Raw genomic sequence first — 24,661 nt, 5'->3', positions numbered from 1 at the left:
GGCGCCTCAGAAAGAGAAGTTGGAAAGTACATCGGGCATGCCGCCGGCGACGGCGTCGGCCTCGTCCTCGGCCAGCTTGGCGGCATTCCAGATTTCGAAGTGGGTGCCCATGCCGAGCATCATCACTTCCTTGTCCAGCCCGACCGCGGCGCGTAGTTCGGGCGAGATCAGCACGCGGCCGGCGCTGTCGAGCTCGACATCGACGGCGTTGCCGAGGAAAATGCGCTGCCATGCGCGGGCCGACATCGGCCATGCAGCGATCTGTTTGCGGTGCTCTTCCCAGACCGGGCGCGGGAAGAAGAGGAGGCAGCCATGTGGATGCTTGGTCAGCGTCATGCGGCCTTCGCACTGGCTCGTAAGGGCGTCACGGTGCTTGGCCGGAATCGACATTCGGCCTTTTGCATCGAGATTGATCGCGGACGCGCCCTGGAACACGTATTTACCTAGCTTTTGGAGAGTTGTTTGTCGTTGTTTGTCGGGCGCCGGGAGCCGCGGGTTCCATCCCACAACTCTCCCACAAATCGACACTTTTTCACACCGTTTCCCACTTTAGTGGAAGCAATGTTGACGGTCAAGCGAATTCACGATTGAGGGAATCGACTTTTTCCAATGAAACCAAGGACTTAGGCGCGCGACGGCCGCTTCCAGCTGAACAAAAACCCCATGAAATTAGGGACTTAGCATGAAGTGTGAAGGTGAGGCCTGAGTTGTACTGACGATGTTTACGTTTGAGCAACGTCAACGAAAAGAAAAATATTGACACACGGAAACAACCAATCCCTTTTCCATACCCTGTACGGGCATACAGTAGTGCAAAGTAAGACCTGTTGCCGCGCTACCTCCATCGCGGGCCGCAATGGCATAAAACCCGGCACGGCGGTTATTGACAACTGTGGCGCACCAAGCACTGTTCGCAATTAACTATTTTGACTTTGAGAAACTAAAATCGTAAGATCGGCAAAATATGAAAACCCTATCCGACCCGCAGCCGGCGCCCAGCTATAACGCCGCCGACTATTGCTCGACCAAGGAGGCCGCGGCCACCCTGGGCGTCTCGCACCGCACGGTGCAGCTGTGGGTCGAGAACGGCACGCTGCAAGCCTGGCGCACCGCCGGCGGCCACCGCCGCATCACGGTGGAATCGGTCAACCGCCTGGTCGAAGGGCGCCGCCTCGCCATCGCCGGCCACCCTCCGGCGCCGCCGGCCGCGCCAGCGCCGGGCGGACGGCGCGTGCTGGTGGTCGACGACGATCCGCTGATGCTGCGCCTGTACGAGCTCGAGATGGAGAACTGGGGCCTCGACCTCGATATAGTCAAGGCGAACAATGGCTTCGAAGCCCTGATCCGCATCGGCGAGCGGCGTCCCGACCTGCTGGTGAGCGACCTGAGCATGCCCGGCATGGATGGCTTCCGCATGATCCGCACCCTGCGCGAAGACGCCGGCACGGCCGGCATGAACATGATCGTGGTCAGCGGCCTCGACCGTGCGACGATCACGGCCATGGGCCTGCCGTCCGACATCCCGGTTTTCCCCAAGCCTGTGCCGTTCAATGAACTGCGCGATGCCGTGGAGAACAGCCTGGAACTGGCCTGAAAGCCTGTCCCGACCGGCGCCAAGCTGCTATGCTGGAAGCCCGGCGCGACGCGCGTCCGGCCTAACCAGGAAGCCGCCATGCCCGCGTTCCCGCTCATCCATTCTGCACCCCGGCCATCTTTCCGGCCCGCACGCGACCATGGCTAGGACCATCCTCGTCGTCGACGACCAGGACGAATTGCGCCTGCTGATCTCGCTCAGCCTGCAATCGCTGGGACGCATTGTCGAAGCCGCCAATGCCGACCAGGCACTGGACCTGTTCGCGCGCGAACGTCCCGAACTGGTCATGCTCGACATCTGGCTCGGGCCCGGCCGCAGCGGCCTCGACGTCTGCGCCGAACTCAGGCGCGATCCACGCAATGCCGCGACCTGCATCGTCCTGCTGTCGGCCTGCGGCCAGCAAAGCGATATCGCGGCCGGCATGGCGGCCGGCGCCGATCTCTACCTGGTCAAGCCGTTCAGCCCTGGCGAATTGCTGGACGCCGTCACCGGCCTGCTGGCTTGAACACGCCGGAATGTTGAGTTTAAGAAACAAAACTTTCTTTTAGAGTCATTTCTCTAAATTCCTTGTCAATTCCGTAAATCCGAAAATTTTATGGCACTCCTGCCAATGTTCGGACTGCGCCGACATTGCCAAGACCCGCCTGCACTGCCTGACGCGCAGACAATCCCGCCAAACCCGAAATCAACCTTCGGCGCCATCCACAGCCGCCGGAAGGCCTTCGCGCGCGCCCCGCCGGCAAAGCCGCTATGATGCACTTCATTCGATATTCATCATTCAATTCCTGGCTTCGTTCATCATGTTGCGCGCATCCCGTCTCCTCGCGGCCAGCCTGGCCGCCGCCACCCTGGCCCTGCCGGCCGTGGCGGACGCGCGCGTCGCAACTGCCAGCTTCGAGGTGGGTTTCCAGGTCGTGGCCACCTGCTCGGTGAGCGTCGCCAACACCGTCGACGTCGCCTGCGCCAGCCCGGCCACGCCCTACCTGCTCGACACCGGCAACGCGCCGTCGCAGCGCACCGTCTCGCAAGATGCGCGCCAGGTAACGGTGTATTTCTAAAAGCTAGACGCTTTTCTTATTTGCATATCGGTTTTTCTTCGTAGGCGGCCTGCCGGCCGGCGCGGATAATGGCTGAGTGAATCATTCCGCCCCTTCCACCGATAGCACCGACAATGCCGACCGCCTCGTGCACTGGCTGATCGACAGCGTGCAGCTGGAAGCGACCGTCTTCCATCTCGGCCAATACTGCGGCCGCTGGCAAGCCTCGACCGCCGGCCGCGGCCTGGGCAGCTTCCACCTGGCCCTGCACGGCGAATGCTACCTGCACGTCGAGGGCCGCGCCCCGGTCCACCTGCGCGCACGCGACGGCGTGTTCCTCCTGCGCGACACGCCGCACTTCCTGAGTCCCGACGCCGACCCGGCCACCGCCCGCCCCGGCGTGCCGATGCAGCCACTGGGAGCGGCGGCGCCGGACGCCACGGCGCTGGCCTGCGGCTTCTTCCACTTCCGCAGCGCACTCAGCACCCTGATCGCCGATTCCTTCCCCGACAGCCTAGTGCTGCGCGCCGACGAGCCGGCGCTGCGCGCGCTCAATGCGCTGTTCGACCTGATCCTGCTCGAGCCGCCGCGCGACCCCGAGGCGCCCTCGCCGCTGGTCGCGCGCCTGGCCGAACTGATGTTCTTCTATGCGATCCGCCATGCGGCGCGCCAGCAGGACATCGCCACCGGCCTGCTGGCGGTAGCCAGCCGGCCCGAATTCTCGCCGCTGCTCGACCGCATGATGCAGGAACCCGGCCAGGACTGGTCGACCGAGAACATGGCGCGCGCGGCCCATATGTCGCGCTCGAGCTTCTATAAACACTTCAGCGAGGCCAGCGGCCAGGCGCCGGCCCAGTTCCTGTTGCTGCTGCGCATGAAGATCGCGGCCCAGCGCCTGCATGGCGGCGACACGGTCGAGCGCACCGCCGGCCACGTCGGCTACAACTCGTATGCCGCCTTCTCTCGCGCCTTCCATAAAGTGATGGGCGAGCATCCGGGCCGCTTCCGGCGCGGCCGGCACGTTCCCGTCAAGACGTCGCATGCCAGCCCGATTCGGACGATCGAGCAGAAAACAAGGACGGGCGTGTCCGGACGTGTTTTCGGATCGCCGCTAAAATAACAGGCCCAACGCTTATTTCGAGAGAGTCGCCATGTCCCGCCTGACCCTGCATACCCAAGAAACCGCGCCCGAAGGCAGCCGTCCCTTCGTGGACAAGGCCGTCGCCAACAACGGCTTCCTGCCCAACCTGATCGGCGTGCTGGCCAACTCGCCGCAAGCGCTGCAGACCTATATGACGGTCTCGGGCATCAATGCCGAGACCAGCCTCACCCTGCCCGAGCGCGAAGTCGTGCAGATCACCGCCGCCCGCATCCACGGCTGCGACTTCTGCATCGCCGGCCATACCGCGATCGCCATCAAGAAGGCGCAATTGCCGGTCGACACCGTGCGCGCCATGCAGCAGGGCCAGGACACCGGCGACGCGAAACTCGACGCCGTGCGCGTGTTCTCCGAGGCAGTGATCGCCACCCGCGGCGGCGTCAGCGACGACGCCCTGGCCGCCTTCAAGGCCGCCGGCTACAACGACCAGCAGGCGCTCGAAGTCGTGCTGGGCATCAGCCTGGCTACCCTGTGCAACTTCGCCAATACCCTGGCCGGCAGCACCATCAACCCGCAGCTGCAACCCTTCGCCAGCGGAGCCATCTGATGTCGAACGGCGAACAAACGACGCGCCTGCCTGCGGATCTGTGTGATTGGCTGCAGGCCAATGCCGACCAGCTCGACAGCACTCCCGAGCTGGCCTCCGAAGTCGTGCCGCGCCTGGCCGGCGCCGGCCTGTTCGCCATCGGCGTCCCGCAAGACCTGGGCGGCAACGGCGGCGCCACGACCGATGCGATCGACGCCATCGCCGCCGTGGCCGAGCACTCCGTCACCGCCGCCTTCGTGTTCTGGGGCCAGCGCACCTTCATCGAATACCTGCTGCAAAGCCCCAACGCGGCCATGCGCGCGCGCTGGATCGGGCCACTGATGCGCGGCGAATTCGCTGGCGCCACGGGCCTGTCGAACGCAATGAAATTCCTGTCCGGGATCGAGTCGCTGCAGATCACGGCCACCCCGAACGAACAGGGCTGGCAGCTCGACGGCTCGCTGGCCTGGATCACCAACCTGCGCAAGGAAGGCTTCATCGCCGCCGCCGCCGTCAACTCGGCCGGCGACCTGCCGCCCGCGGTGGTCGCCTTCATCAGCGACAGCGCCGGCGTCACGCGCAGCCCCGACCTCGAACTGCTGGCCCTGCGCGGCAGCAATACCGCCGCCGTCAGGATCGAAGGCGTGCAGATTGGCGAAGGCGAGGTGCTGCATCCGAACGCGCGCGCCTGGCTGCCGGGCGTGCGTCCCTCTTTCCTGGGCCTGCAATGCGGCCTGTCGATCGGCCTGGCGCGCGCCAGCCTGCGCGCCGCACACGCGCTCTCCACCGCCATGCGCGGCCCGCTGCTCGAACGCATCGAAGCCCAGCAGGCGGCGCTCGAGACACTGGTGACACAGCTGAAGGATGGCGTGGCCGACGGCCGTTTCAAGACCGCCGCGGCGCCGATGTTCAGGCTGCGCATCGCATTGGCCGAGAGCGTGCAGCAGGCCGTGATGCTCGAGCTGCAGGCCAGCGGCGGGCGCGCCTACCTGGTCGACCGCGACCGCAGCTTCGCGCGCCGCTGGCGCGAATCGGCCTTCATTCCCATCGTGACCCCGAGCCTGACGCAGCTGCAGGTCGAACTCGCGAAGCACGCCGCGGCATGACGGCGGCCGCGATCGAACAGGGCGCGACCGCGCTGTCGGCATCCAGCCTGCGCATCGGCTACGGCGGCAAGACCGTGGTCGACGACATCTCGCTCACCATCGACAAGCGAGAGATCGTCTGCCTGCTGGGCGGCAGCGGTTGCGGCAAGTCGACCCTGCTGCGCGGCCTGGCCGGCCTCAGTCCGGCGCAAGGCGGCAGCGTGGCATTCCTGGGCGAGCCGCTCCTGGCCCCGCATCCGCGCGCGGCGCTCGTGTTCCAGCAACCGAGCCTGCTGCCCTGGCTGAACGTCGAAGGCAATGTCGGCTTCGGCCTCGATTTCGCGCGCCAGCCGGCGATCGACCGCGATGCCCGCAAGGCCCGCGTGCGCGACGCCATCGAGGCGGTCGGCCTGGCCGAACGCGCGCATGCCTATCCGGCCCAGCTGTCCGGCGGCCAGGCCCAGCGCGTGGCGCTGGCGCGGGCCCTGGCGCGCCAGCCCGAGCTGCTGTTCGCCGACGAACCGTTCTCGGCGCTGGACGCGATCACGCGCGCCGAGATGCAGGCCCTGCTGGTCGACCTGGTGCACCGCTGGCATACCGCCGCCCTGCTGGTGACCCACGACATCGACGAGGCGATCCTGGTCGCCGACCGCATCCTCCTGATGGCCGGGCAACCGGGACGCATCGTGAGAGAATGGCAAGTCGACCTGCCGCGCCCGCGCGACGAACATGCCGAGGGGGTCGTCGCCCTGCGCCTGGACATCATCAAGGCGCTGCGCGACGGCGCCTGAACCCACTACAACAAGGAAAATCACATGACCGACCCGATCCACATCTGCGTTTCTTCCGACTGCGATTGCGGCATGACCCGGCGCGATTTCCTGCGCATGTCGGCGCTGACCGGCGCCGCCGCGGCGTCGCCGCTGCTGTTCGCGGGCGATGCGATGGCGCAGAACTTCAAGGGCGACGACCAGCCGGTGAAAATCGGCTACCTGCCGATCACCGATGCCGCCCCGCTGCTGGTGGCGCACGGCCGCAAGCTGTTCGAACAGCAGGGCCTGAAGGTCGAGACGCCGCGCCTGTTCCGCAGCTGGGCCCAGATCATCGAGGCGTTTGTCGCCGGCCAGGTCAATGTGATCCACATGCTGTCGCCGGCCACCCTGTGGGTGCGCTACGGCTCGAAATTCCCGGCCAAGGTGGTGGCGTGGAACCACATCAACGGTTCGGCCCTGACGGTGCAAAACGAGATCAACTCGGTGGCCGACCTGGGCGGCAAGACGGTCGCGATCCCGTTCTGGTACTCGATCCACAATATCCTGCTGCAGAAAATCCTGGGCGCCAACAAGCTGACCGTCGTGACCCGCGCGCGTGGCGCAGACCTCAAGCCTAACGAGGTCAATCTCATTGTGCTGGCGCCATCCGAGATGGTGTCGGCGCTGGCGACCAAGTCGATCGCCGGCTATATCGTGGCCGAGCCCTTCAATGCGGCAGCCGAGAACGCGAAGATCGGCAAGGTGCTGCGCTTCTCGGGCGACGTCTGGAAGAACCACGCCTGCTGCGTGACCTTCCTGGCCGAGCGCGACCTGAACGACCGGCCGGAATGGTCGCAGCGCGTCACCAATGCCATCGTCAACGCCCAGCTGTGGTCGCGTTCGAACCAGGTCGAGACGGCCAAGCTGCTGGCCGCCACCGGCCCCAATAAGTACACGCCGCATAACCTGCAGGCGCTGACCAAGGTGCTGGCCACCACCGACTATTCGGATTACGAGAAGCGCCGCATCGTCGCCCACCCGGCCTGGAACCAGCGCCGCATCGACTTCCAGCCGTTCCCGTTCGCCTCGTACACAGAGGAACTGGTGCGCGCCATCGGCCAGACGAAGGTCGAGGGCGACACCAGCTTCCTGGCCAAGCTCGATCCGAAATTCGTGGCGCGCGACCTGGTCGACGACCGCTTCGTGCGCAAGTCGATCGCCGCCGTCGGTGGTCCTGCCAAGTTCGGCCTGCCGGCCAACCTGCTGCGCACCGAGACGATCGCGGTCTGACGATGCTGGGACGTTTCCTGTGGCCGGTCGCCGGCTTTGCGATCGCGCTGCTGCTGTGGTCCTGGGGTGTCAAGGGCCTGGAAGAGACCACGCCGATCGCGGCCATGTTCGCCCCGCTTGCGACCTTCGAGGCCTTCCACGCGATGGTGCTGGGGCCGGACATCTGGCTGCACGTGGCCACCAGCCTCGAGCGGGTAGCCATCGGCCTGGGCTTCGCGATCCTGTTCGGCGTGCCGCTCGGGATCCTGGCCGGCATGTCGAAGGCCTTCAACCAGGCCAGCACGCCGCTGTTCCAGCTGCTGCGCATGGTGTCGCCGCTGTCGTGGATGCCGCTGGCGGTGATGGTGCTGGGCGTGGGCGACGCGCCGGTGTATTTCTTGCTGGCGTTCGCCGCCGTGTGGCCGCTGATGCTCAGTACCGCCGCCGGCGTGGCCCAGCTCGACCCCAACTGGATGCTGCTGGGACGCTCGCTGTCGGCCACCAAATGGGAAGTCATCTGGCGCCTGGTCCTGCCCGGCATCACCGCCCAGATCCTGACCGGTGTGCGCCTCGCGATCGGCATCATCTGGATCGTGCTGGTGCCGGCCGAGATGCTGGGTGTGTCGGCCGGCCTCGGCTACTTCATCCTCGATACGCGCGACCGCCTTGCGTATTCGGAACTGACGGCGGCCATCATCCTGATCGGCCTGCTCGGTTACGCGCTCGACTATGCGGCGCGCTTCGTGCACGCGCGCTGGCTGCACTCGGCTAGAACGTCAACTGCACCGTGATCGTGTCGCGGTAGTTGCCCGGCGTGGGCGCGCGCTGGCGCGGCACCAGGCCGTGCATCATGACGCTCTGCGTCACGCCGGTGCCGGTGCCGGTGTACACCAGGGTGCCGCCGCTGCCGTCGCCCCAGATCGCGCCGTCCGGGGTGGACGAGATCCGGTAGCCCAGCGTTTCGCCGGTGACGCTGTTCTTCATGGCGCGCGCCGCCGGGTTGCCGGACTGGCCGCCGTTCATCGAGATCTGGTAGCTGCTGTTGGCGGTGCAGGTCACGCTCAGGGGCGCGCTGGCGCGCCGCTCGCTCAAGGGACTGCCCGAACCGAACACCAGGTTGCCGGCGCTGATCTGGCAGTCGTTGGTCACGGTGGCGCGCGCCTGGAAGGCAAAGGCCTCGGTGACGCCCGCGGTGCACGCCTTGCCGGCCCCGAACGAATACTGCACGGTGCCGTGGCCGGCGAAACTGGCCGTGTACAGCGTGTCGACATTGCCCGAGGTCCCCACGCCCACCAGGCTGGCCGCGGGGATGCGGCCATAGATGGTCACGCTCTGCGTCACGCCGCCCAGCCCCAGCAGCCCGATCAGCGTCCCGGCAATCGGCTTGGCGCCGATGGTGCTGGTATTGCCGCCCCACAGCCAGGCCGAGGTGTACGAGGGATCGCCATACAGGTTGAAGGCCAGGCGCCGCGCGCCGCTGGTCATGTAGCGCGGATCGCCGGTGCCGCCGCCGCTGCCGGTGCCCAGGTTGACGCACACGTTGGCGGCCGGCAGCAGCAGCGGCGACTGGCCCAGCGTCCAGTAGCAGGTCACGGTCAGGGTGCCGCGCGCCGTGTAATCGGTGCTGGCGAGCGGGCTGATCACGCCGAAGTCGACGTCGGTCATATTGGCCACGCAGTTGTCGGCGCGCGCGCCGGGCGCAGCCATCAGCCACAGCAGCAGCGCCGCCAGCAGCCAGCGCAGCGGTGTCATCGTCTTCATCATGGTTGTCTTCCTTGCACGGGCTGGCATGCCAGCGGTCCGATGGTCGGCAGCTCGCCCTCCACCGGCTTGTAGTCGAAACGCACCTCGCAGGCATCCGCGCCGGTCCCGACCGTCACCCGGTTATGCGCGCGCAATCCTTCGACGAACAGCACGCCATCGTAACCGACCACCGCGCCGGTTGTATTTTCAGTGGCCGCGCCTTCCAGGCGCGCGGGCGTGCCGACCTCGGGTGGTTGGCCGTCGGGCCCGACCAGCATCAGGGTCGCGGCCGCATAGCGTTCGATCTCGAAGCGCGCCACCACGCCGGCAAACTCGCGTGGCACCACGTCCTGGCTGCTGCCCGCGATGCGGGTGTCGGGCGGCAGCGACGACGGATCGATCGCGATCCGGTTGGCGGCGTACGGCTGCAGGTCCGGCACCAACAGGCGTCCATTGCGGTCGGTGCGGCCGATCACGCGGTTGTCCTGCAACACCGGCAGGCCGGGCGCGCCGGTCGAGACCAGGGCGAAGCCGTTGCCGACCTGGCGCGCCGCGACCAGCGTGCCGTCCATCGCCACCAGCGCGCCGCTGAAGTCCAGGCTGGTGTTGCTGATGCCGTTCACGCGCTGGGTCGCGATGCCGGCGCGGCCGTGCGAACCCAGGTACTGGACTTGCGCCTGGTGGTAGCGCTGGTCGCCGGCCATGCCGGACTGCAGCGCCCAGCCGATGCCGCCCTCGAAGTCCGGCGCCCGTCCGAGCGACATCGCGGCCGTCCTGTCGCCGCGCTGGCGGCCCCCGTTGGTATTGAACGAGACCCGCGAATCGAAGGCCATGCTGAAGGTGGCGGTGATGCCGCGCTCGGCGTGCCGCTTCAGGTCCTGGAAGGCGCTGACGCTCAGGTTGCCGCGCTGCCCGACGCTGCGCGACCAGGCCAGCGACACATTGCGGGTGACGGCCGGCAGGTCTTCGACCGGGCCGATCGGCGTTCCCGCGCCAATCCCGCCGCCCAGCGGATCGGACCCCAGGCCGAAGCTGGTCGCGGCCGGCAGGCGCAGCTGGATCAGGCTCACGCTCAAGCCATTGCCGCGGTACGAGGTGCTCAGCGTGGCGCGATCGAGCGCGCGCGGCACCGGCACGCCTTCGAGCACGCCCAGGTCGCCGTAGTCGCGGCTGGCGCGTACCGACTGCATGTCGAAGGCGAAGCGCGGCGATACGTACTGGTAGCCGAGGCTGACCTGGCCGCCGCGATGGTGGCCGACGCTCGCGGCCAGCGCGGCGCTGAGCACGCCCGCGTTCGGGATGCGCTTGAGCACGCCGGCCCCGGCCAGCACCAGGCCGCTGCCGGCCTCGGCATGTCCCTCGAGCGTCATGGTATCGCTCCAGCCGTGGCGCCACGACGCCAGCGCCGCCGGGCTGCCGTAGCGGAAGGAATGCAGGCCGTAGTCGCGCCGCAATGCGCCGACCGAGAGCGCGAAATCGCTCAGGCCCTGCGCCAGCAGGCGGGTGTCGACGTACAGCGGCAAGGTGGTGGCGACTTCGCGCCCCAAAGCGTCGCGGGTGACCACGGTGGCCTGACCGGCGCCGTTCAGGCCCGTGACCTGGTCGACCACGAAGGGACCGGTGGGCACGGCGGCGCTGAACTGGCGCACGCCGTTCACGTACAGGTCGACGCTGGTGGGCACCACGGCCGACCCGGCGACCGAGGCCACCGGATAGGTCACGAGGTCGGGCCGCAGGTCGAAATTGCGGCGCCATTCGACGCCGCCCAGGCGCATGGCGCGGGTCCAGCTGAGCGCCGGGGCGACGATGTCGCCGAACTGCCAGGTCGACAGTTGGTCTTGCGACGAGCGGGTCCAGCTGGTGTCGTAGCGCGTATAGCCCTGCCCCGGCCCGCGCAGCACGGCGGCGCCGGTGCTGTTGAGAGAACCATGGCGGTCGAAATAGCGCAGGTCGAGCGTGCCGGCCATCGAGCGCGAGCTGCTCTGGCCGAACACATTGTAGTTGAGCAGCATGCCGCGGCTGGCCTGGGCCGGGCCGGCCTTGCGTACCGTGCGCGCGCTCAGCACGCGCTGCTCGCGCAGGGCGTCGGTCAGGGTCAGCGCCAGGGCCTGCCTGGCCGGGTCATACGCCCAGCGCATGCCGCGTACCTCGTCCAGCGAAAAATCGCTGCGCCCGGCCACGCCGAAGCGGGCCGGGTCCAGGCCCAGCTCGCGCAGGGTCTCGACCGTCATGCGCAGCGTGGCGCCGGTCTGGAAGACGGAGACGATCTGGCCGGTCGGCTGGCCGTCGATGCTGGTTTCAAGAAAGAGTTCGACCGGCTGCGCCGCTTCGGCGGATGCGGGGGCGGGCGCCGGCTGCGCCACTTGCGCGACGGCGGCGGCGATCGGCGTCAGGCTCAGGGCCAGCAGGCAGGACGAGCGCAGCGCCCGCCATCGCAGGCCGCGGGTCGAGTGCCGCACGGGGAATCAGTCCCTGGCGACGGCGGCGCTGGCGGACTGGGGCCGGGTGTTCACCATGGCCTGGATCGCCAGCGGCGCCGGCATGCCGGCCGCCACGTCGGCCGGCAACTGCCATTCGCGGGCACGGTTCGGCAGCGCATAGCCCAGCAGGCCCTTGGAGAGTTCGACGTCGCGCTCGCCGATGCGTACGCTGGTGGCGCCGATCTGGGCGTGCAGGTTGCCGGTGTTGAAGGCGCGCAGGTGCCAGGCGCCGTTGCGCTGGAAGGTGCTCCATTCGAGCCTGGGCGCGGCCTGGCCGTCGGCCGGCAGCACGAAGGCCGGCACCGAATACTGGAGGCGGATCGCGACATTGCCCTGCGGGCTGTCGCCGCGCGGGAGTTCGTCGATGAGGATGCGGAAGGTCTGCTCGGCGCCGCCGGGGGCGGCTTGCGCGCCGGCGCGGCGCACCAGGCGGATGGTCTGGGTGCTGTTGGGGGCGACCTCGATCACCGGCGGGCTGGCCACCAGTTGCGTGGTCGGGGTCAGGGCGTCGTTGCCGTCACGCTGGTCCCAGGCATAGACGCGCACCTGGCCGTACAGCGGCGTATCGCCATTGTTCTGGAGCTGGATGCCGGCCGCGTTCTGGCCCGGCTGGAAGCTGATCGAGACCGGCGAAATCTGCAGGTTGGCGCCATGCGCCAGCGTGCTGGCGCCCAGGGTTAGGGACAAGGCTGTAAAGCGGGCCGCCGCGATGGCGGCGCAGCGAAGACTCCGCATGCACACTCCAGTTTAGAAATAAACGGATGCCGTGATTTGCGACTTGTAGTTGTCCGGCGTCGGCGCATTCTGCACCGGGATCTCGCCGTACACGGTCAGGGTCTGCTTGTCGCCATTACCGGTGCCGGCCAGGGTATCGGTGCCCTGGGTGTTGCCCCACAGGCCCGCGCCCGGCGAACGGTACAGATTGAATTTCACTTTATCGGTATTCGCGCCGCTGCTGCCCGACAGGAAACGCGTCGTGCCGCTCGAACCGGCGCCGGTACCGGCATCCAATCCCACATTGTAAGGCGTCGTGTTGGTGCATGTCACAGTCAAGTTGGATTGACCGTTCTTGGCCGAGGTGATCAGGCCGGTCTGGCCGAAATCGAGGCTGGTCGCGGTGACGGTGCAGTCGGCCACGACGCTCATCGTCACGTCGAACTTGGCGGTGGCCGGGCTGGCGGCGACGGCGCTGGTGAAAGGCATGACGGCGGCCAGGACAGCAGCCAGGACGCGGGTTGCTGCGCGGTTACGGTTCGGGGTCGACATCATTTCTATTCTCCAGGTCGGTCGAGGGCGCGATCACCATGATGCGCACGGAATTACTCAACTCGGAAAATATGATACCGCGTTTCCGTGCGGAATCAAATCAATTTCATCACTTTTATCGACTATTTCAATTTTGCTGGTTTTACGCAACAATGTTGCTGAATTGCCACAATACGGCCCTAGCTCTCCGGCATGGCCCACGACCGCGCATGCCCGACCGCCCGCCCCCAGCGCTCCATCAATTCTTCGCGGCGGCCGGCGTCCATCCGCGGCGCATAGCGACGCTCGACCTGCCACTGCGCCGCGATCGCCTCCAGCGATTCCCAGTAGCCGCAGGCCAGGCCCGCCAGGTAGGCCGCGCCGAGGGCGGTGGTCTCGGTGACGCGCGGGCAGACCACCTCGACCCCGAGCAGGTCGGCCTGGAATTGCATCAGCAGCGCGTTGCGCGCCGCGCCGCCATCGGCGCGCAGTTCGGTGACGGCGCAGGCGGCGTCCTTCTGCATCGCGTTCAACAGTTCGGCGCTCTGGTAGGCGATGGCCTCGAGCGCGGCGCGCGCGATATGGGCGGCCGTGGTGCCGCGCGTCATGCCGAGGATCGTGCCGCGCGCATACGGGTCCCAGTGCGGCGCCCCAAGGCCCGTAAACGCCGGCACCAGCATCACGCCGCCGCTGTCCGGCACGCTGGTAGCCAGGGCCTCGACATCGCCCGACTGGCGGATGATGCCCAAGCCGTCGCGCAGCCATTGCACGGTGGCGCCGCCCATGAACACGCTGCCCTCGAGCAGGTAGTCGGTACGGCCGTCGACGGTCCAGCCGACCGTCGCCAGCAGGCGGTTGCGGGAGAGCGGCGCAGCATCGCCCGCATGCATCAGCATGAAGCAGCCGGTGCCGTAGGTATTCTTGACCAGGCCCTTGCGGTGGCAGGCTTGCCCGAAGGTGGCGGCCTGCTGGTCGCCGGCGATGCCGGCGATCGGGATCGCATGGCCGAACCATTCCGCGGCCGCCAGGCCGACCGTGCCGGCGCTGGGAACGACCTCGGGCAGCAGCGCGCGCGGGATGCCGAACAGCGCCAGCAAGTCCTCGTCCCAGGCCAGCGTGTGGATGTTGAACAGCATCGTGCGCGCGGCATTGCCGGTGTCGGTGACGTGGCGGCCGCACAGGCGGTAGATGAGCCAGCTGTCGACGGTGCCGAAGGCCAGCTCGCCTTTTTCGGCCCGGGCGCGCGCGCCGGGAACGTGGTCCAGCAGCCACTGCAGCTTGGTGGCGGAAAAATAGGCGTCGATCTCGAGACCGGTGCGTTCCTGGATCAATGGCGCGTGGCCCGCTTCGCGCAGGCGGTCGCAGGCGCCGGCCGTGCGCCGGTCTTGCCAGACGATGGCATTGGCCACCGGCTCGCCGCTGGCGCGGTCCCACAAAATCGTGGTCTCGCGCTGGTTGGCGATGCCAATCGCCGCGATCTGCGACGGCGCGATGCCGCCCTGGGCCAATGCCTCGCGCGCGCAGGCGAGCTGGCTGTGCCAGATATCGAGCGGGTCGTGCTCGACCCAGCCAGGTTGGGGGAAGTGCTGGGGAAATTCACGCTGGCAGCTCGCCACCGGCAAGCCGGCATGGTCGAACACGATGGCGCGCGAACTGGTCGTGCCCTGGTCGAGAGCGAGGATGTATTGCGTCAATGGCGTCTCCGGCAGCGCGGCCGGCGCGGAACGCTAGCGGTCCGGGACGACCGTCGACAGGCGCAGGGCATGGCGCCCGCGCCAGGAATTATATGTAAAGCAGGCCGATAGGCCGGATTCTGTGTAGCGCCACCTTGCGGCGACGCTTGGACAATCATTCCTCTAGGCGCTGGATTACTCCAGCGCTCAAGCTTCCTACCCGCACGCTCCGCGAGCAACATCAACGCGTGCCTATTTGGAATTGCTCCAGGTGGAGGTTACCGCGTTTCACCGTAACTGAATACGCTCGTCTCTGTGGCCCTATTCCTCGCCTTATACCGCTGGCTTGCGCCAGCGGACTTCAGCGGACGGCCGTTAACCGTCACCCCGCTCTATGGAGTCCGGACCTTCCTCCCGTCCACGACCTTGCGGCGTGGACCAGCGACTGTCTGGCCTGCTTCACGGGCGCATTGTAACCGATGCGGGCGCCATTGGCTGCGACTGCGCTCACTGAAAAATAAACTGTGACGCAAGTTGTCGATAAATCTTACATTCCACTGATGTCGGCACTATGCACTGTTCATTATCTTAAAGAAATCAATCAGCTGGAAGGGCCTGGCAGCGCAGGCACGGTTGTTGCGTACCAACATGGCTCCAACTACCAGGGAGAATTCACATGTCGCTGAAAACGTTCAAGAAACTGCTCGTCGGTTTGTCGTTCCTCGCATCCGCTTCCGCATTCGCCGCGCCGGTCAGCATCACCGTCGACCTCTTCGATATTCCCAGCTACGGTGGACTGGGCGACCCTGACAACTTCGTGGGCACGGTCGATGTGGGCGCCAACTCGACCATCACCAGTATCGCCTTCGACCTCACCCTGACGGCACTCGACCCGAGCTATCTGTCAGAGATGGTAGTGGCGTTCGAAAGCACCGATTTTGCGAATGGCGTGTTCTTCACGCCAGGACTCGGCGACGAGTTCCCCGGCTCTGCCAGCTATTCCGGTTTCGCCGACCTGGTCGACCTGGGCCTGTCGTTCCAGGTGGGCACGGACGGCTTGCTGCGTGTTGAGTTCTTCGAGGATTGGGACGATTATTTCTTCGGCACGGACGGATTCTGGAACGGCAGCTTCACGTTCGGCGTGGACACGATCGACGCACCGTCGCCGGTGCCGGAACCGGCGAGCGCATTGCTGCTGGCAGCAGGCCTCGCCACGATGCGTTATGCGGGCCGGCGCGGCGCGCGCAAATCGGCCGCAACGACAATGCGCTGATTGGGGCCCTTCCGGTCGATTGGCCGTATCGACCGGAACGGCCAGAATCGACCACCTCGTCTTTTCTGTAATTTGATGTCGCCATTTCAAAAGCTGTTCCCGGGCCGCTCGCCTAGAATGCCCGGATAGCCTCTTTGACATGGATGATTCAATGACGGACCCTACCCCGCACCCTTCCCGCACCGGCGGCCAACTGCTGGTCGACGCGCTCCGCGTCCACGGCGTCGACACCGCCTTCGGCGTCCCCGGCGAAAGCTACCTGGACGTGCTCGATGCGCTGCACGATTCGGACATCCGCTTCGTGATCAACCGCCAGGAAGGGGGCGCGGCGTTCATGGCCGAGGCCTACGGCAAGATGACCGGCAAACCGGGCATCTGCTTCGTCACCCGCGGTCCCGGCGCCACCAATGCGTCGATCGGCGTGCACACCGCGTTCCAGGACTCGACCCCGATGATCCTGTTCATCGGCCAGGTCGGCAACGACTTCGTCGACCGCGAGGCGTTCCAGGAAATCGACTACCGCCGCATGTACGGCCAGATGGCGAAATGGGTGGCCCAGATCGACCGCGCCGACCGCATTCCCGAATACCTGGCGCGCGCCTTCCAGGTCGCCACCAGCGGCCGCCCCGGCCCGGTGGTGCTGGCGCTGCCGGAAGACATGCTGGTGACGACCGCCGAAGTGGCCGACACCCGCCCCTACCAGCCGTCGCACGGCGCGCCGTCCGGCGCGCAGATTGCCACGCTGCGCGCGATGCTGGCCGAGAGTCGACGCCCGCTGGTCCTGCTGGGCGGCGGCACCTGGAATGCGCAGGCCTGCGCCGACCTGGCCCGCTTCGCCGAAGCCAACCGCCTGCCGGTGGGCTGCACCTTCCGCTTCCAGGACCTGCTCGACAACGCGCATCCGAACTACGTGGGCGACGTCGGCATCGGCATCAACCCGAAGCTGGCCGCGCGCGTCAAGGAGGCCGACCTGGTGATCGCGATCGGCCCGCGCCTGGGCGAGATGACCACCGGCGGCTATACGCTGCTGGAAGCGCCGGTGCCGCGCCAGCGCCTGGTGCATATCCACCCTGACCCGGAAGAACTGGGCAGCGTCTACCAGGGAGAGTTGATGATCGCCAGCGGCATGCCGCAAGCCTGCGCCATGCTGGCCGCGATGGCGCCGGTCGACAGCAGCGCCTGGGCAAACAGCGTGGCCGAGGCGAAGGCCGAACTGGCCGCCTGGCAGGCGCAGCCGGCCCTCTTGAGAGAAGGCGTGCCGCTCGACCTGTGGCAGGTGGTGCAGGACTTGATGGACCAGTTGCCGCACGACGCCATCATCACGAATGGCGCCGGCAACTACGCCTCGTGGGCCCACCGCTTCTACCGCTATGGCGGCATGCGCACCCAACTGGCGCCGACCAGCGGCGCGATGGGTTACGCGGTGCCGGCTGGCGTGGCGGCCAAGATCGTGTGGCCGGAGCGCGCCGTGGTGACCTTCGCCGGCGACGGCGAATTCATGATGACCGGCCAGGAACTGGCGACCGCCGTGCAATACGGCGCCGGGGTCGTGATCCTGGTCTTCAATAACAATATGTTCGGCACCATCCGCATGCACCAGGAGCGCACCTACCCGGGCCGGGTGTCGGGCACGGGCCTGCACAATCCGGACTTCGCCGCGCTGGCGCGCGCCTATGGCGGCCATGGCGAGGTCGTCGACCAGACCGCCGATTTCGCGCCGGCACTGCGCCGTGCGCTCGAACACGCCGAACGCCACAAGCTGCCGGCCGTGATCGAACTGCGCTACGACGGCAACCTGATCACGCCGAACGCCACGCTGGAGACGATCCGCAAGCAGGCCGAAGCCGCCAAGTCGCGGGGTTGACAGGCACTAGGACGGCGGCCAGCGCTCCAGGCCCAGTTCGGCCGGCAACAGGATCGGCCCGTCGAAGACGCTGGCCGGTTCGCCGGTCGGCTGGGTGAAGAATAGCGCGACGAGAGCGATGAAGGCCCAGACCACGGCGCTGCGCAGGATGCCGGCGCGGCCGCCGATGGCCTTGTCGCCAACCACCAGCCGCCTGAAGAAATTGGAGATTTTCACGGTGTGCCCCGTTTGCTGGTTGCGGTTGATCTCTCTGTCGTCAATGTAGCGTAACCAGGCGTCCCACTGCCCAGCAGACGCCGAAGATATGACAGCCGTGTGCGGTCGTGGTTCCGCTCGCGTGCAAACCGGTTCGATATTGCTGCTCTGGTAAAATATTCGCTAGTTTTTTCATCGCCGGCCACGCCGGCGTCCGCACGCAGTCCCGCCACCAGACACTATGTTTAGCTTCTTCAAGAGAAAAAAAACGCCTGAAACACCGGCGCCGGAACCGGTCGTGCCAGCCGTGCCGGCGGTCCCGCCGCCTGCCCCCGCGCCCACGCCGGCCGCCGCGGCCCCGGCCATCGAAGCGGCCACCCCCATCGAGGCCAGCGTCCTGCACGAAGGCGCCAACCTGTTCCCCGAAACCGCCGAACGCCCCACCACCGAGGCTGAAAAGAAAACCTCGTGGATGGCGCGCCTGAAGGCCGGCCTGTCCAAGACCTCGAGCAACCTGTCGCTGCTGTTCGTCGGCGCCCGCATCGACGAAGACCTGTACGAGGAACTCGAAGCCGCGCTGCTGATGTCGGATGCCGGCATGGACGCCACCCAGCACCTGCTGGACGAATTGCGGCGCAAGGTCAAGGAAGAAAAACTGCTCGATGCCGCCGCCGTCAAGGCCGCGCTCAAGGAATTGATGATCGAGCTGCTCATGCCGTTGCAGAAACCGCTCGAACTGGGCCGCCACGAACCGCTGGTGATGATGATCTCGGGCGTCAATGGCGCCGGCAAGACCACCACCATCGGCAAGCTGGCCAAGCACATGCAGGGCTTCGACCAGTCGGTGCTGCTGGCCGCCGGCGACACCTTCCGCGCCGCCGCGCGCGAGCAATTGATGGTCTGGGGCCAGCGCAACAACGTCACCGTGATCTCGCAGCAGTCGGGCGACCCGGCCGCCGTCGCCTTCGACGCGGTGCAGTCGGGCAAGGCGCGCGGGACGGATGTCGTGATGGTGGACACCGCCGGCCGCCTGCCGACCCAGTTGCACCTGATGGAAGAGCTCAAGAAGATCAAGCGCGTGATCGGCAAGGGCATGGATGGCGCGCCGCACGAGACGCTGCTCGTCATCGACGGCAATACCGGCCAGAACGCACTGGCCCAGGTGAAGGCCTTCGACGATGCGCTGCAGCTGACCGGCCTGGTCGTGACCAAGCTGGACGGCACCGCCAAGGGCGGCGTGCTGGCGGCGATCGCCCGCACCCGTCCGATCCCCGTGTACTTCATCGGCGTCGGCGAGAAGCTGGAAGACCTGCAGCCGTTCAACGCCGAAGAATTCGTCGAAGCGCTGCTCGGTTGACAGGTTAGGGACCCATGATCGCATTCCAGTCGGTATCCAAGCAATATACACACGGCGATGCGCGCGGCGCGTATGCGCTGCACGACGTCACCCTCGACATCGCCAAGGGCGAGCTGGTCTACCTGGCCGGGCCCTCGGGCGCCGGCAAGTCGACCCTCATGAAGATGGTGGCGGCGGTCGAGCGTCCCAGCAGCGGCGTGGTGACCGTCAATGGCCAGGACATCGGCCGCCTCAAGCCGGCCGGGATCCCCTTCCTGCGCCGCAATATCGGCATCATCTTCCAGCAGCAGCGCCTGCTCAACGACCGCAACATCCTGGCCAATACCATGCTGCCGCTGCTGGTGACGGGCGCCCGCACGGCGGACGCCGCCCAGCGCGCACGCGCCGCCCTCGACCGCGTCGGACTGCTGGACCGCGCCAGGGCGATGCCGCTCGAACTGTCCGGTGGCGAACAGCAGCGGGTTGCGGTGGCGCGCGCGATCGTCAACCGGCCGCAGATCATCCTGGCCGATGAACCCACCGCCAACCTCGACCGGGTGGCGGCCGACAAGGTGCTCGACGCGCTGCGCGCCTTCCACTCCGCCGGCGTGACCTGCGTCATTTCGACCCACGATGAGCAGGTGTTGGAAGGCGCCGCGCGCGTGATCCGCCTCGAGCAGGGCCAACTGGTCGGAGGTGCGGCATGAGCCCGTGGCTGCGCCAGCACCGCTTCGCCCTCGGGGCCGCGCTGTCGACGGTGCGCAAGTCGCCCGGCAGCTTCCTGTTCAATGTGCTGGTGGTCGCGTTCGCGCTGACCCTGCCGTTCGCGGGCATCACCCTGCTCGACAATGTCCGGCCCCTGTCCGAGCAATTGTCGGTCGATCCCGAGATCAGCGTCTTCATGCGCGAAGACACCGCCCGCGCCGACGCCGAGGCGCTGGCGCCGCGCATCCGCCAGATCGTCGCACCCCAAGGGCAGGCAGGGGCCGAGATCGCCTTCATCCCGCGCGAGCAGGCGCTCGCTTCGCTCAAGGAGCGAAGCGGCCTGGGCGACGTGCTGGAGACCCTGGGCGACAATCCCCTGCCCGACAGCTATGTGATGAAGCTGGAAGGCTTCGCCAGCGCCGGCGCCGCCGACCAGGTCGACCTGATCACCGAGCGCCTGGGCGCGCTGCCGGGCGTCGAGACGGTGCAGGTCGATACGGCCTGGGTCAAGCGCCTGGCCGCGATGCTGGCCATCCTGCGCCTGGCGCTGCTGCTGCTGGCGGCGACCCTGGGCATCGTCGTCATCGCGGTGGTGTTCAACACCATCCGCCTGCAGGTGCTGACGCAGAAAGAAGAGATCTCGGTCTCCAGGCTGCTGGGCGCGACCAACGATTTCATCCACCGTCCCTTCTTCTATACCGGCGCCCTGCTGGGCCTGTGCGCCGGTGCGGTGGCGCTGGGCGCAGTGACCCTGGCGCTACGGCCGCTGAACGGCGCGATCGGCGAATTCGCCCGGCTCTACGGCTCGAATTTCCAGCTGGCGCCGCTGGGCGGCCTGGAAATCGGCGGCCTGCTGGCGATCAGCGCCGGGCTGGGCCTGGTCGGCGCGCTGCTGTCGGTGCGGCGCCATCTGGCGCGGCACCGGTGAGCGGGGGCCGCCGGTGGCGGCTCCTACAATCTTGCGCTAAAAAAATGCGTGGGCAGGTGTTGAAATTGCGATAAGCGTCACCATCTCGGGTAACAGGGCGAGGCGGCCCTTCCGTGCGGCTGCCTGCCTCCTTATGGACACGATCATCCCGCATGACACTGCAATGAATCCTACGGCCTAGCTGCCACTCCCTACGCACCCACGCGCAAAAGTCCTACAAGCTGCGCCGTGGCTACGTGCGCCATTCAACAGAGTACGGGCGTCCACCGCCGTAACCTGTATCTAACGTGAGTTTCCAGTCGTTCCTGGCTCATTTGTGAGACAAATCAACTGGTCATGCAAGTCCTGCTCTACAGTGGAACCGTCGGCAATTTGATTCCCCTGGGCAATACTTTGAACAATCTTAAGCGCCGGGACCGCGTCTGGCACTCTCCCCGGGGGAGTGCTAATATAGGGTCCAAGGCTATCGAACACAAGTCAGGCATCCGGGTAACAAGCCGTAACAGTGCTGCCGCAAGGCAATAAGTTGTGGCACATTGAGGATGCAGCAAGATTACTACGAGGGAAATGAATATGTCCGCACAATCCGCATTGGTTCCGACCGGCAGTCGTGCTCTGGGACTGGGTTTCACCGGCAATCTGGGCAATATCGACGCCTATATCTCGGCCGTCAACCGCCTGCCGATGCTGACGCACGAAGAAGAAGTCTCGCTGGCCAAGCGCCTGCGCGACGACCACGATCTCGACGCCGCTCAAAAGCTGGTGCTGTCGCACCTGCGCCTGGTGGTGTCGATCGCGCGCGGCTACCTGGGCTATGGCCTGCCGCACGCCGACCTGATCCAGGAAGGCAATATTGGCCTGATGAAGGCGGTCAAGCGCTTCGACCCGAACCAGGGCGTGCGCCTGGTCTCGTACGCCATGCACTGGATCAAGGCCGAGATGCATGAGTACATTCTCAAGAACTGGCGCCTGGTAAAAGTCGCCACGACCAAGGCCCAGCGCAAGCTGTTCTTCAACCTGCGCAGCAACAAGACCGGCCTGGACGCGATGTCCCCTGGCCAGGTCGACGACCTGGCGAAGCTGCTGGGCGTCAAGCGCGAAGAAGTGATCGAGATGGAAACCCGCCTCTCGGGCCGCGACATCGCGCTGGAATCGCCGACCGACGACGAAGACGACAAGTTCTCGCCGATCGCCTACCTGTCGTCGGACCAGCAGGAACCGACCAAGGTGCTCGAAGCCGAGCAGGTCACCCGCCTGCAGTCCGAGGGCCTGGAAACGGCGCTGGGCAAGCTCGACCCCCGTTCGCGCCGCATCATCGAGGCGCGCTGGCTGGCCAACGACGACGGCTCGGGCGCCACCCTGCACACGCTGGCCGAAGAATTCAGCGTGTCGGCCGAGCGCATCCGCCAGATCGAATCGGCGGCGCTCAAGAAGATGAAAGGCGCGCTGGCGGCTTACGTGTAAGCCGGTTGGTCGCTCTCTCCAAAAACCCGCTTCGGCGGGTTTTTGCATTATTACTGCACCGGCATGAAGAACGGCTTGTTCTTGTCCTTCAGCAGGAATACCAGGAACTTGGCCGGCTTGGTCTTGCTCGCATTGCGTCCCACCGTATGCAGGTCGCGCGGGCTTTCGTAGAAGGTCTGGCCCGGTCCCAGCGTGTGCTCCTTCCCGCCCTTCACCCCCATCACGATCGAACCTTCGAGCACATAGATGAAGCCGTGCGCGTCGTGGCGGTGGATGGGGTCACCGCCGCCGGGCGGATAGACGACGGTAATCATGAGGACTTCCTTGCCGGGATGGTCGTCCAGCGCCTTGGTGAACAGTTCCTTGACGACCGGATCGAGCGCCGCCGCCCAGGCGGGCGCCGCCAGCGGCAGGGTCATCAGGAGGCCGGCGGCTCCGGCGAATTTTCTCAAGCGCGACATGTCGAATTCCTTTCTTGGTGATGTCATTGCATCCACCAGTGTAGGGCGCGCCCTGCCCCCGCAACAGGCGTGCGGCGGGCTTCAGACTGCTGCCGTAAACGCAACAATCGCGGCCGGCCGGCCTTGGCGCAATTCGGCCGTTATTTGTCATTTACGAAAGAGATCGCCGGACACTACCATGAAGAGGTAACACAGCCACATCCGAGATCACGCCATGAAGAACGAACGCTTTGCGATCGGTGAATTCACCCCGCCGCCGCCGCAGATGCCGGCCACGCCAGACATGGACGGGCTGGCCTCGAGCTTTTCCACCACCTATGCCGGCGTGCTGGCCTTCATCGCCGTGGTCCACGAAGGCTCGTTCGCCCGGGCCGCCGAGCGCCTGGGCATCGGCCGTTCGGCCGTCAGCCGCAGCGTGCAGAAACTGGAAGCGCAGCTCGATACCCGCCTGTTCCTGCGCACTACCCGCCTCACCTCGCTCACCAGCGAAGGCGAACAGTTCTACGCCAACTGCAAGCCCGGCGTCGAGCGGATCGTGCAATCGGTGGAAGAAATGCGCGAGCTGCGCTGCGGCGTGCCGCGCGGCCAGTTGCGCCTGCACGCGGCCAGCGACTTCGGCCGCAAGATCGTGGCGCCGCTGCTGCGCGGCTTCCACGCCGCCTATCCGGACATCCGGCTCGACCTGATCCTCGATGACAGCCCGCTCGACTTCATCGCCGACCGCATCGACGTCTCGTTCCGCAACGGCCGGCTGGACGACAGCCAGCTGGTGGCGCGCCAGCTGATCCCGATGCAGATGCTGGTCTGCGCCGCGCCCGCCTATGCCGCCGCCCATGGCCTGCCGCAGACGCTCGACGAGGTGGCGCGCCACCGCTGCGTCAACCTGCGCCTGCCCTCGGGCCAGGTGTGCGAGTGGGAATTCAAGGAACACGGGCGCCGCCGCACCCTGCTGCCGGCGGCCAACCACAGCTTCAACGACGCCGAACTGGTGCTGCAGGCGGTGCTCGACGGCGCCGGGCTGGCGCAGCTGGCCGGCTACCAGGTGTGCGAGCACCTGCGCGCGGGCCGCCTGGTCGCCTGCCTGCCGCAGCATGCGCCGGACGACCGCGGCCACTATATCTGCTACCTGAGCCGGCACCACCTGCCGCTGCGCACCCGGGTCTTCATCGACTACATCACCCCGCGCATCCGCGCGCTCGACCTGCACTGCCTGAACAACTTCGCCGGCTGAAGCAACGATTGTTGCGCCACAGGCACCATGACAGTGAGCGCCGCGGCGCTAGCCGCCGGCGCCGCGCCTTCCTACACTGGGCTTTCACCACTCCTGGAGACCGCGTTGAAGAACAGGCTGGCGCCCCCGCCCATCACGATGCTCGACAAATACGTCGGCGACGATTTCGAACCCCTGTACTCGACCACGGTCCGCGTCAGCGGCGGCGAGGCGGGGCATGGCCGCGCGTCCGGCATCGCCCGCTCCGACGACGGCAACCTGGAGCTCGCGCTGCGCCTGCCGGCGGCGCTGGGCGGGCCCGGCGGCGGCACCAATCCCGAGCAGCTGTTCGCGGCCGGCTTCGCCGCCTGCTTCCACGGCGCGCTCACCCTGCTGGCCACGCGCGCCGGCATCGCGCTCGACGGCGCCACCGTCGACGCCGCGGTGACCTTCGGCCGCGATCCGGTCGACGGCCTGTACACCCTGATGGCCGAGATCCGCATCGACCTGCCGCGGCTGCCGCGCGCCACCGCCGAAGAACTCATCCGCAACACCGAGCGCATCTGCCCCTACGCCAAGATGGCGCGCCAGGGCATCGTGTGCGTGGTGGCGCTGGTGCGCTGAACGGATTGTCGCCTGGCGCTCAACACGGTGCCGCCAGC

The 24,661-nt window shown here is 66.8% G+C and carries 25 protein-coding genes and 1 other RNA gene; 17 read left to right on the top strand and 9 right to left on the bottom strand.

The features are described 5' to 3' along the window. Positions 1 to 6 precede the first annotated feature (6 nt). Positions 7 to 435 carry a division/cell wall cluster transcriptional repressor MraZ gene (mraZ, locus tag Q9246_RS04755; RefSeq protein WP_306395837.1) on the bottom strand — a complete coding sequence of 143 codons (429 nt, stop codon included), beginning with the start codon at positions 433 to 435 and terminating at the stop codon, positions 7 to 9. A gap of 529 nt (positions 436 to 964) precedes the next feature. Here mraZ and Q9246_RS04750 point away from each other — a divergent pair. The 9 genes from Q9246_RS04750 (at position 965) to Q9246_RS04710 (ending at position 8,213) form a co-directional block, all read left to right on the top strand. Then, the gene (locus Q9246_RS04750) at positions 965 to 1,594 is read left to right on the top strand and encodes a response regulator (protein ID WP_306395835.1); all 630 of its coding nucleotides are present in this window, start codon (positions 965 to 967) and stop codon (positions 1,592 to 1,594) included. A 139-nt stretch (positions 1,595 to 1,733) separates the two neighbouring features. After that, a complete protein-coding gene (locus Q9246_RS04745) occupies positions 1,734 to 2,099 on the top strand; it encodes a response regulator transcription factor (RefSeq protein ID WP_306395832.1) in 366 nt (121 codons plus the stop codon). A 295-nt stretch (positions 2,100 to 2,394) separates the two neighbouring features. Beyond that, on the top strand, positions 2,395 to 2,652 hold the full coding sequence (locus tag Q9246_RS04740) for a hypothetical protein (protein ID WP_306395830.1): 258 nt from the start codon (positions 2,395 to 2,397) through the stop codon (positions 2,650 to 2,652). A gap of 76 nt (positions 2,653 to 2,728) precedes the next feature. Next, on the top strand, positions 2,729 to 3,751 hold the full coding sequence (locus tag Q9246_RS04735; RefSeq protein ID WP_306395829.1) for an AraC family transcriptional regulator: 1,023 nt from the start codon (positions 2,729 to 2,731) through the stop codon (positions 3,749 to 3,751). 31 nt (positions 3,752 to 3,782) lie between these two features. Continuing rightward, on the top strand, positions 3,783 to 4,337 hold the full coding sequence (locus Q9246_RS04730) for a carboxymuconolactone decarboxylase family protein (RefSeq protein WP_306395827.1): 555 nt from the start codon (positions 3,783 to 3,785) through the stop codon (positions 4,335 to 4,337). Continuing rightward, entirely contained in the window at positions 4,337 to 5,422 is a 1,086-nt protein-coding gene (locus tag Q9246_RS04725) for an acyl-CoA dehydrogenase family protein (protein WP_306395826.1), read from the top strand. The genes Q9246_RS04730 and Q9246_RS04725 overlap by 1 nt, the downstream gene beginning before the upstream one ends. Next, positions 5,419 to 6,192, top strand: coding sequence for an ABC transporter ATP-binding protein (locus Q9246_RS04720; protein WP_306395824.1), 774 nt, complete (start codon positions 5,419 to 5,421; stop codon positions 6,190 to 6,192). The genes Q9246_RS04725 and Q9246_RS04720 overlap by 4 nt, the downstream gene beginning before the upstream one ends. Before the next feature lie 24 nt (positions 6,193 to 6,216). After that, entirely contained in the window at positions 6,217 to 7,443 is a 1,227-nt protein-coding gene (locus Q9246_RS04715; protein WP_306395823.1) for an ABC transporter substrate-binding protein, read from the top strand. A gap of 2 nt (positions 7,444 to 7,445) precedes the next feature. Continuing rightward, positions 7,446 to 8,213, top strand: a complete 768-nt coding sequence (locus Q9246_RS04710) for an ABC transporter permease (protein WP_306395822.1) — start codon at positions 7,446 to 7,448, stop codon at positions 8,211 to 8,213. Here the strand turns inward: Q9246_RS04710 and Q9246_RS04705 are convergent. The 6 genes from Q9246_RS04705 to rnpB all read right to left on the bottom strand — a co-directional run bounded on the left by Q9246_RS04705 (position 8,191) and on the right by rnpB (position 15,024). Continuing rightward, the gene (locus Q9246_RS04705; protein WP_306395821.1) at positions 8,191 to 9,186 is read right to left on the bottom strand and encodes a Csu type fimbrial protein; all 996 of its coding nucleotides are present in this window, start codon (positions 9,184 to 9,186) and stop codon (positions 8,191 to 8,193) included. The two genes, Q9246_RS04710 and Q9246_RS04705, sit on opposite strands and share 23 nt — an antisense overlap. After that, positions 9,183 to 11,624: a fimbria/pilus outer membrane usher protein gene (locus tag Q9246_RS04700; protein ID WP_306395819.1), complete on the bottom strand. Its 2,442-nt coding sequence runs from the start codon at positions 11,622 to 11,624 to the stop codon at positions 9,183 to 9,185. The genes Q9246_RS04705 and Q9246_RS04700 overlap by 4 nt, the downstream gene beginning before the upstream one ends. A gap of 6 nt (positions 11,625 to 11,630) precedes the next feature. Then, complete coding sequence (locus tag Q9246_RS04695; RefSeq protein WP_306395817.1) at positions 11,631 to 12,380, bottom strand: fimbrial biogenesis chaperone; 750 nt, start codon at positions 12,378 to 12,380, stop codon at positions 11,631 to 11,633. A gap of 12 nt (positions 12,381 to 12,392) precedes the next feature. Continuing rightward, on the bottom strand, positions 12,393 to 12,914 hold the full coding sequence (locus Q9246_RS04690) for a Csu type fimbrial protein (RefSeq protein ID WP_306395815.1): 522 nt from the start codon (positions 12,912 to 12,914) through the stop codon (positions 12,393 to 12,395). 176 nt (positions 12,915 to 13,090) lie between these two features. Then, positions 13,091 to 14,584 (bottom strand): glycerol kinase GlpK, encoded by a 1,494-nt coding sequence (gene glpK / locus Q9246_RS04685; protein ID WP_306395813.1) that lies wholly within the window; start codon positions 14,582 to 14,584, stop codon positions 13,091 to 13,093. A 92-nt stretch (positions 14,585 to 14,676) separates the two neighbouring features. Further along, an RNA gene (rnpB, locus tag Q9246_RS04680) (RNase P RNA component class A) lies at positions 14,677 to 15,024 on the bottom strand. A 215-nt stretch (positions 15,025 to 15,239) separates the two neighbouring features. On the opposite strand from rnpB, the gene Q9246_RS04675 reads away from it, so the two are divergent. Together Q9246_RS04675 and Q9246_RS04670 are read left to right on the top strand one after the other, a co-directional pair. Further along, positions 15,240 to 15,836, top strand: coding sequence for a PEP-CTERM sorting domain-containing protein (locus Q9246_RS04675; RefSeq protein WP_306395811.1), 597 nt, complete (start codon positions 15,240 to 15,242; stop codon positions 15,834 to 15,836). 151 nt (positions 15,837 to 15,987) lie between these two features. Then, the gene (locus tag Q9246_RS04670; RefSeq protein ID WP_306395809.1) at positions 15,988 to 17,700 is read left to right on the top strand and encodes a thiamine pyrophosphate-binding protein; all 1,713 of its coding nucleotides are present in this window, start codon (positions 15,988 to 15,990) and stop codon (positions 17,698 to 17,700) included. Positions 17,701 to 17,706: 6 nt separating this feature from the next. Here Q9246_RS04670 and Q9246_RS04665 read toward each other — a convergent pair whose 3' ends face one another. After that, the gene (locus tag Q9246_RS04665; RefSeq protein ID WP_306395808.1) at positions 17,707 to 17,916 is read right to left on the bottom strand and encodes a hypothetical protein; all 210 of its coding nucleotides are present in this window, start codon (positions 17,914 to 17,916) and stop codon (positions 17,707 to 17,709) included. Positions 17,917 to 18,136: 220 nt separating this feature from the next. Between Q9246_RS04665 and ftsY the strand changes: the two genes are divergently transcribed. The 4 genes from ftsY to rpoH all read left to right on the top strand — a co-directional run bounded on the left by ftsY (position 18,137) and on the right by rpoH (position 22,328). Next, positions 18,137 to 19,252: a signal recognition particle-docking protein FtsY gene (gene ftsY, locus Q9246_RS04660; protein WP_306395806.1), complete on the top strand. Its 1,116-nt coding sequence runs from the start codon at positions 18,137 to 18,139 to the stop codon at positions 19,250 to 19,252. Between the two features lie 14 nt (positions 19,253 to 19,266). After that, entirely contained in the window at positions 19,267 to 19,938 is a 672-nt protein-coding gene (locus Q9246_RS04655) for a cell division ATP-binding protein FtsE (protein ID WP_306395804.1), read from the top strand. Then, on the top strand, positions 19,935 to 20,864 hold the full coding sequence (ftsX, locus tag Q9246_RS04650) for a permease-like cell division protein FtsX (protein ID WP_306395802.1): 930 nt from the start codon (positions 19,935 to 19,937) through the stop codon (positions 20,862 to 20,864). The genes Q9246_RS04655 and ftsX overlap by 4 nt, the downstream gene beginning before the upstream one ends. A gap of 573 nt (positions 20,865 to 21,437) precedes the next feature. Continuing rightward, positions 21,438 to 22,328, top strand: a complete 891-nt coding sequence (rpoH, locus tag Q9246_RS04645; RefSeq protein WP_005668172.1) for an RNA polymerase sigma factor RpoH — start codon at positions 21,438 to 21,440, stop codon at positions 22,326 to 22,328. 50 nt (positions 22,329 to 22,378) lie between these two features. Here the strand turns inward: rpoH and Q9246_RS04640 are convergent, their stop codons facing one another. Beyond that, positions 22,379 to 22,789 carry a cupin domain-containing protein gene (locus tag Q9246_RS04640; protein WP_306395799.1) on the bottom strand — a complete coding sequence of 137 codons (411 nt, stop codon included), beginning with the start codon at positions 22,787 to 22,789 and terminating at the stop codon, positions 22,379 to 22,381. A gap of 265 nt (positions 22,790 to 23,054) precedes the next feature. On the opposite strand from Q9246_RS04640, the gene Q9246_RS04635 reads away from it, so the two are divergent. Both Q9246_RS04635 and Q9246_RS04630 read left to right on the top strand, forming a co-directional pair. After that, a complete protein-coding gene (locus Q9246_RS04635; RefSeq protein WP_306398078.1) occupies positions 23,055 to 24,020 on the top strand; it encodes a LysR family transcriptional regulator in 966 nt (321 codons plus the stop codon). Between the two features lie 138 nt (positions 24,021 to 24,158). Then, positions 24,159 to 24,623 (top strand): Ohr family peroxiredoxin, encoded by a 465-nt coding sequence (locus Q9246_RS04630; protein WP_422802378.1) that lies wholly within the window; start codon positions 24,159 to 24,161, stop codon positions 24,621 to 24,623. Positions 24,624 to 24,661 lie beyond the last annotated feature (38 nt).

Source organism: Telluria beijingensis (genome assembly GCF_030770395.1).
Classification (GTDB): Bacteria; Pseudomonadota; Gammaproteobacteria; order Burkholderiales; family Burkholderiaceae_D; genus Telluria; species Telluria beijingensis.
This window is presented reverse-complemented; position numbering and strand designations above follow the sequence as displayed.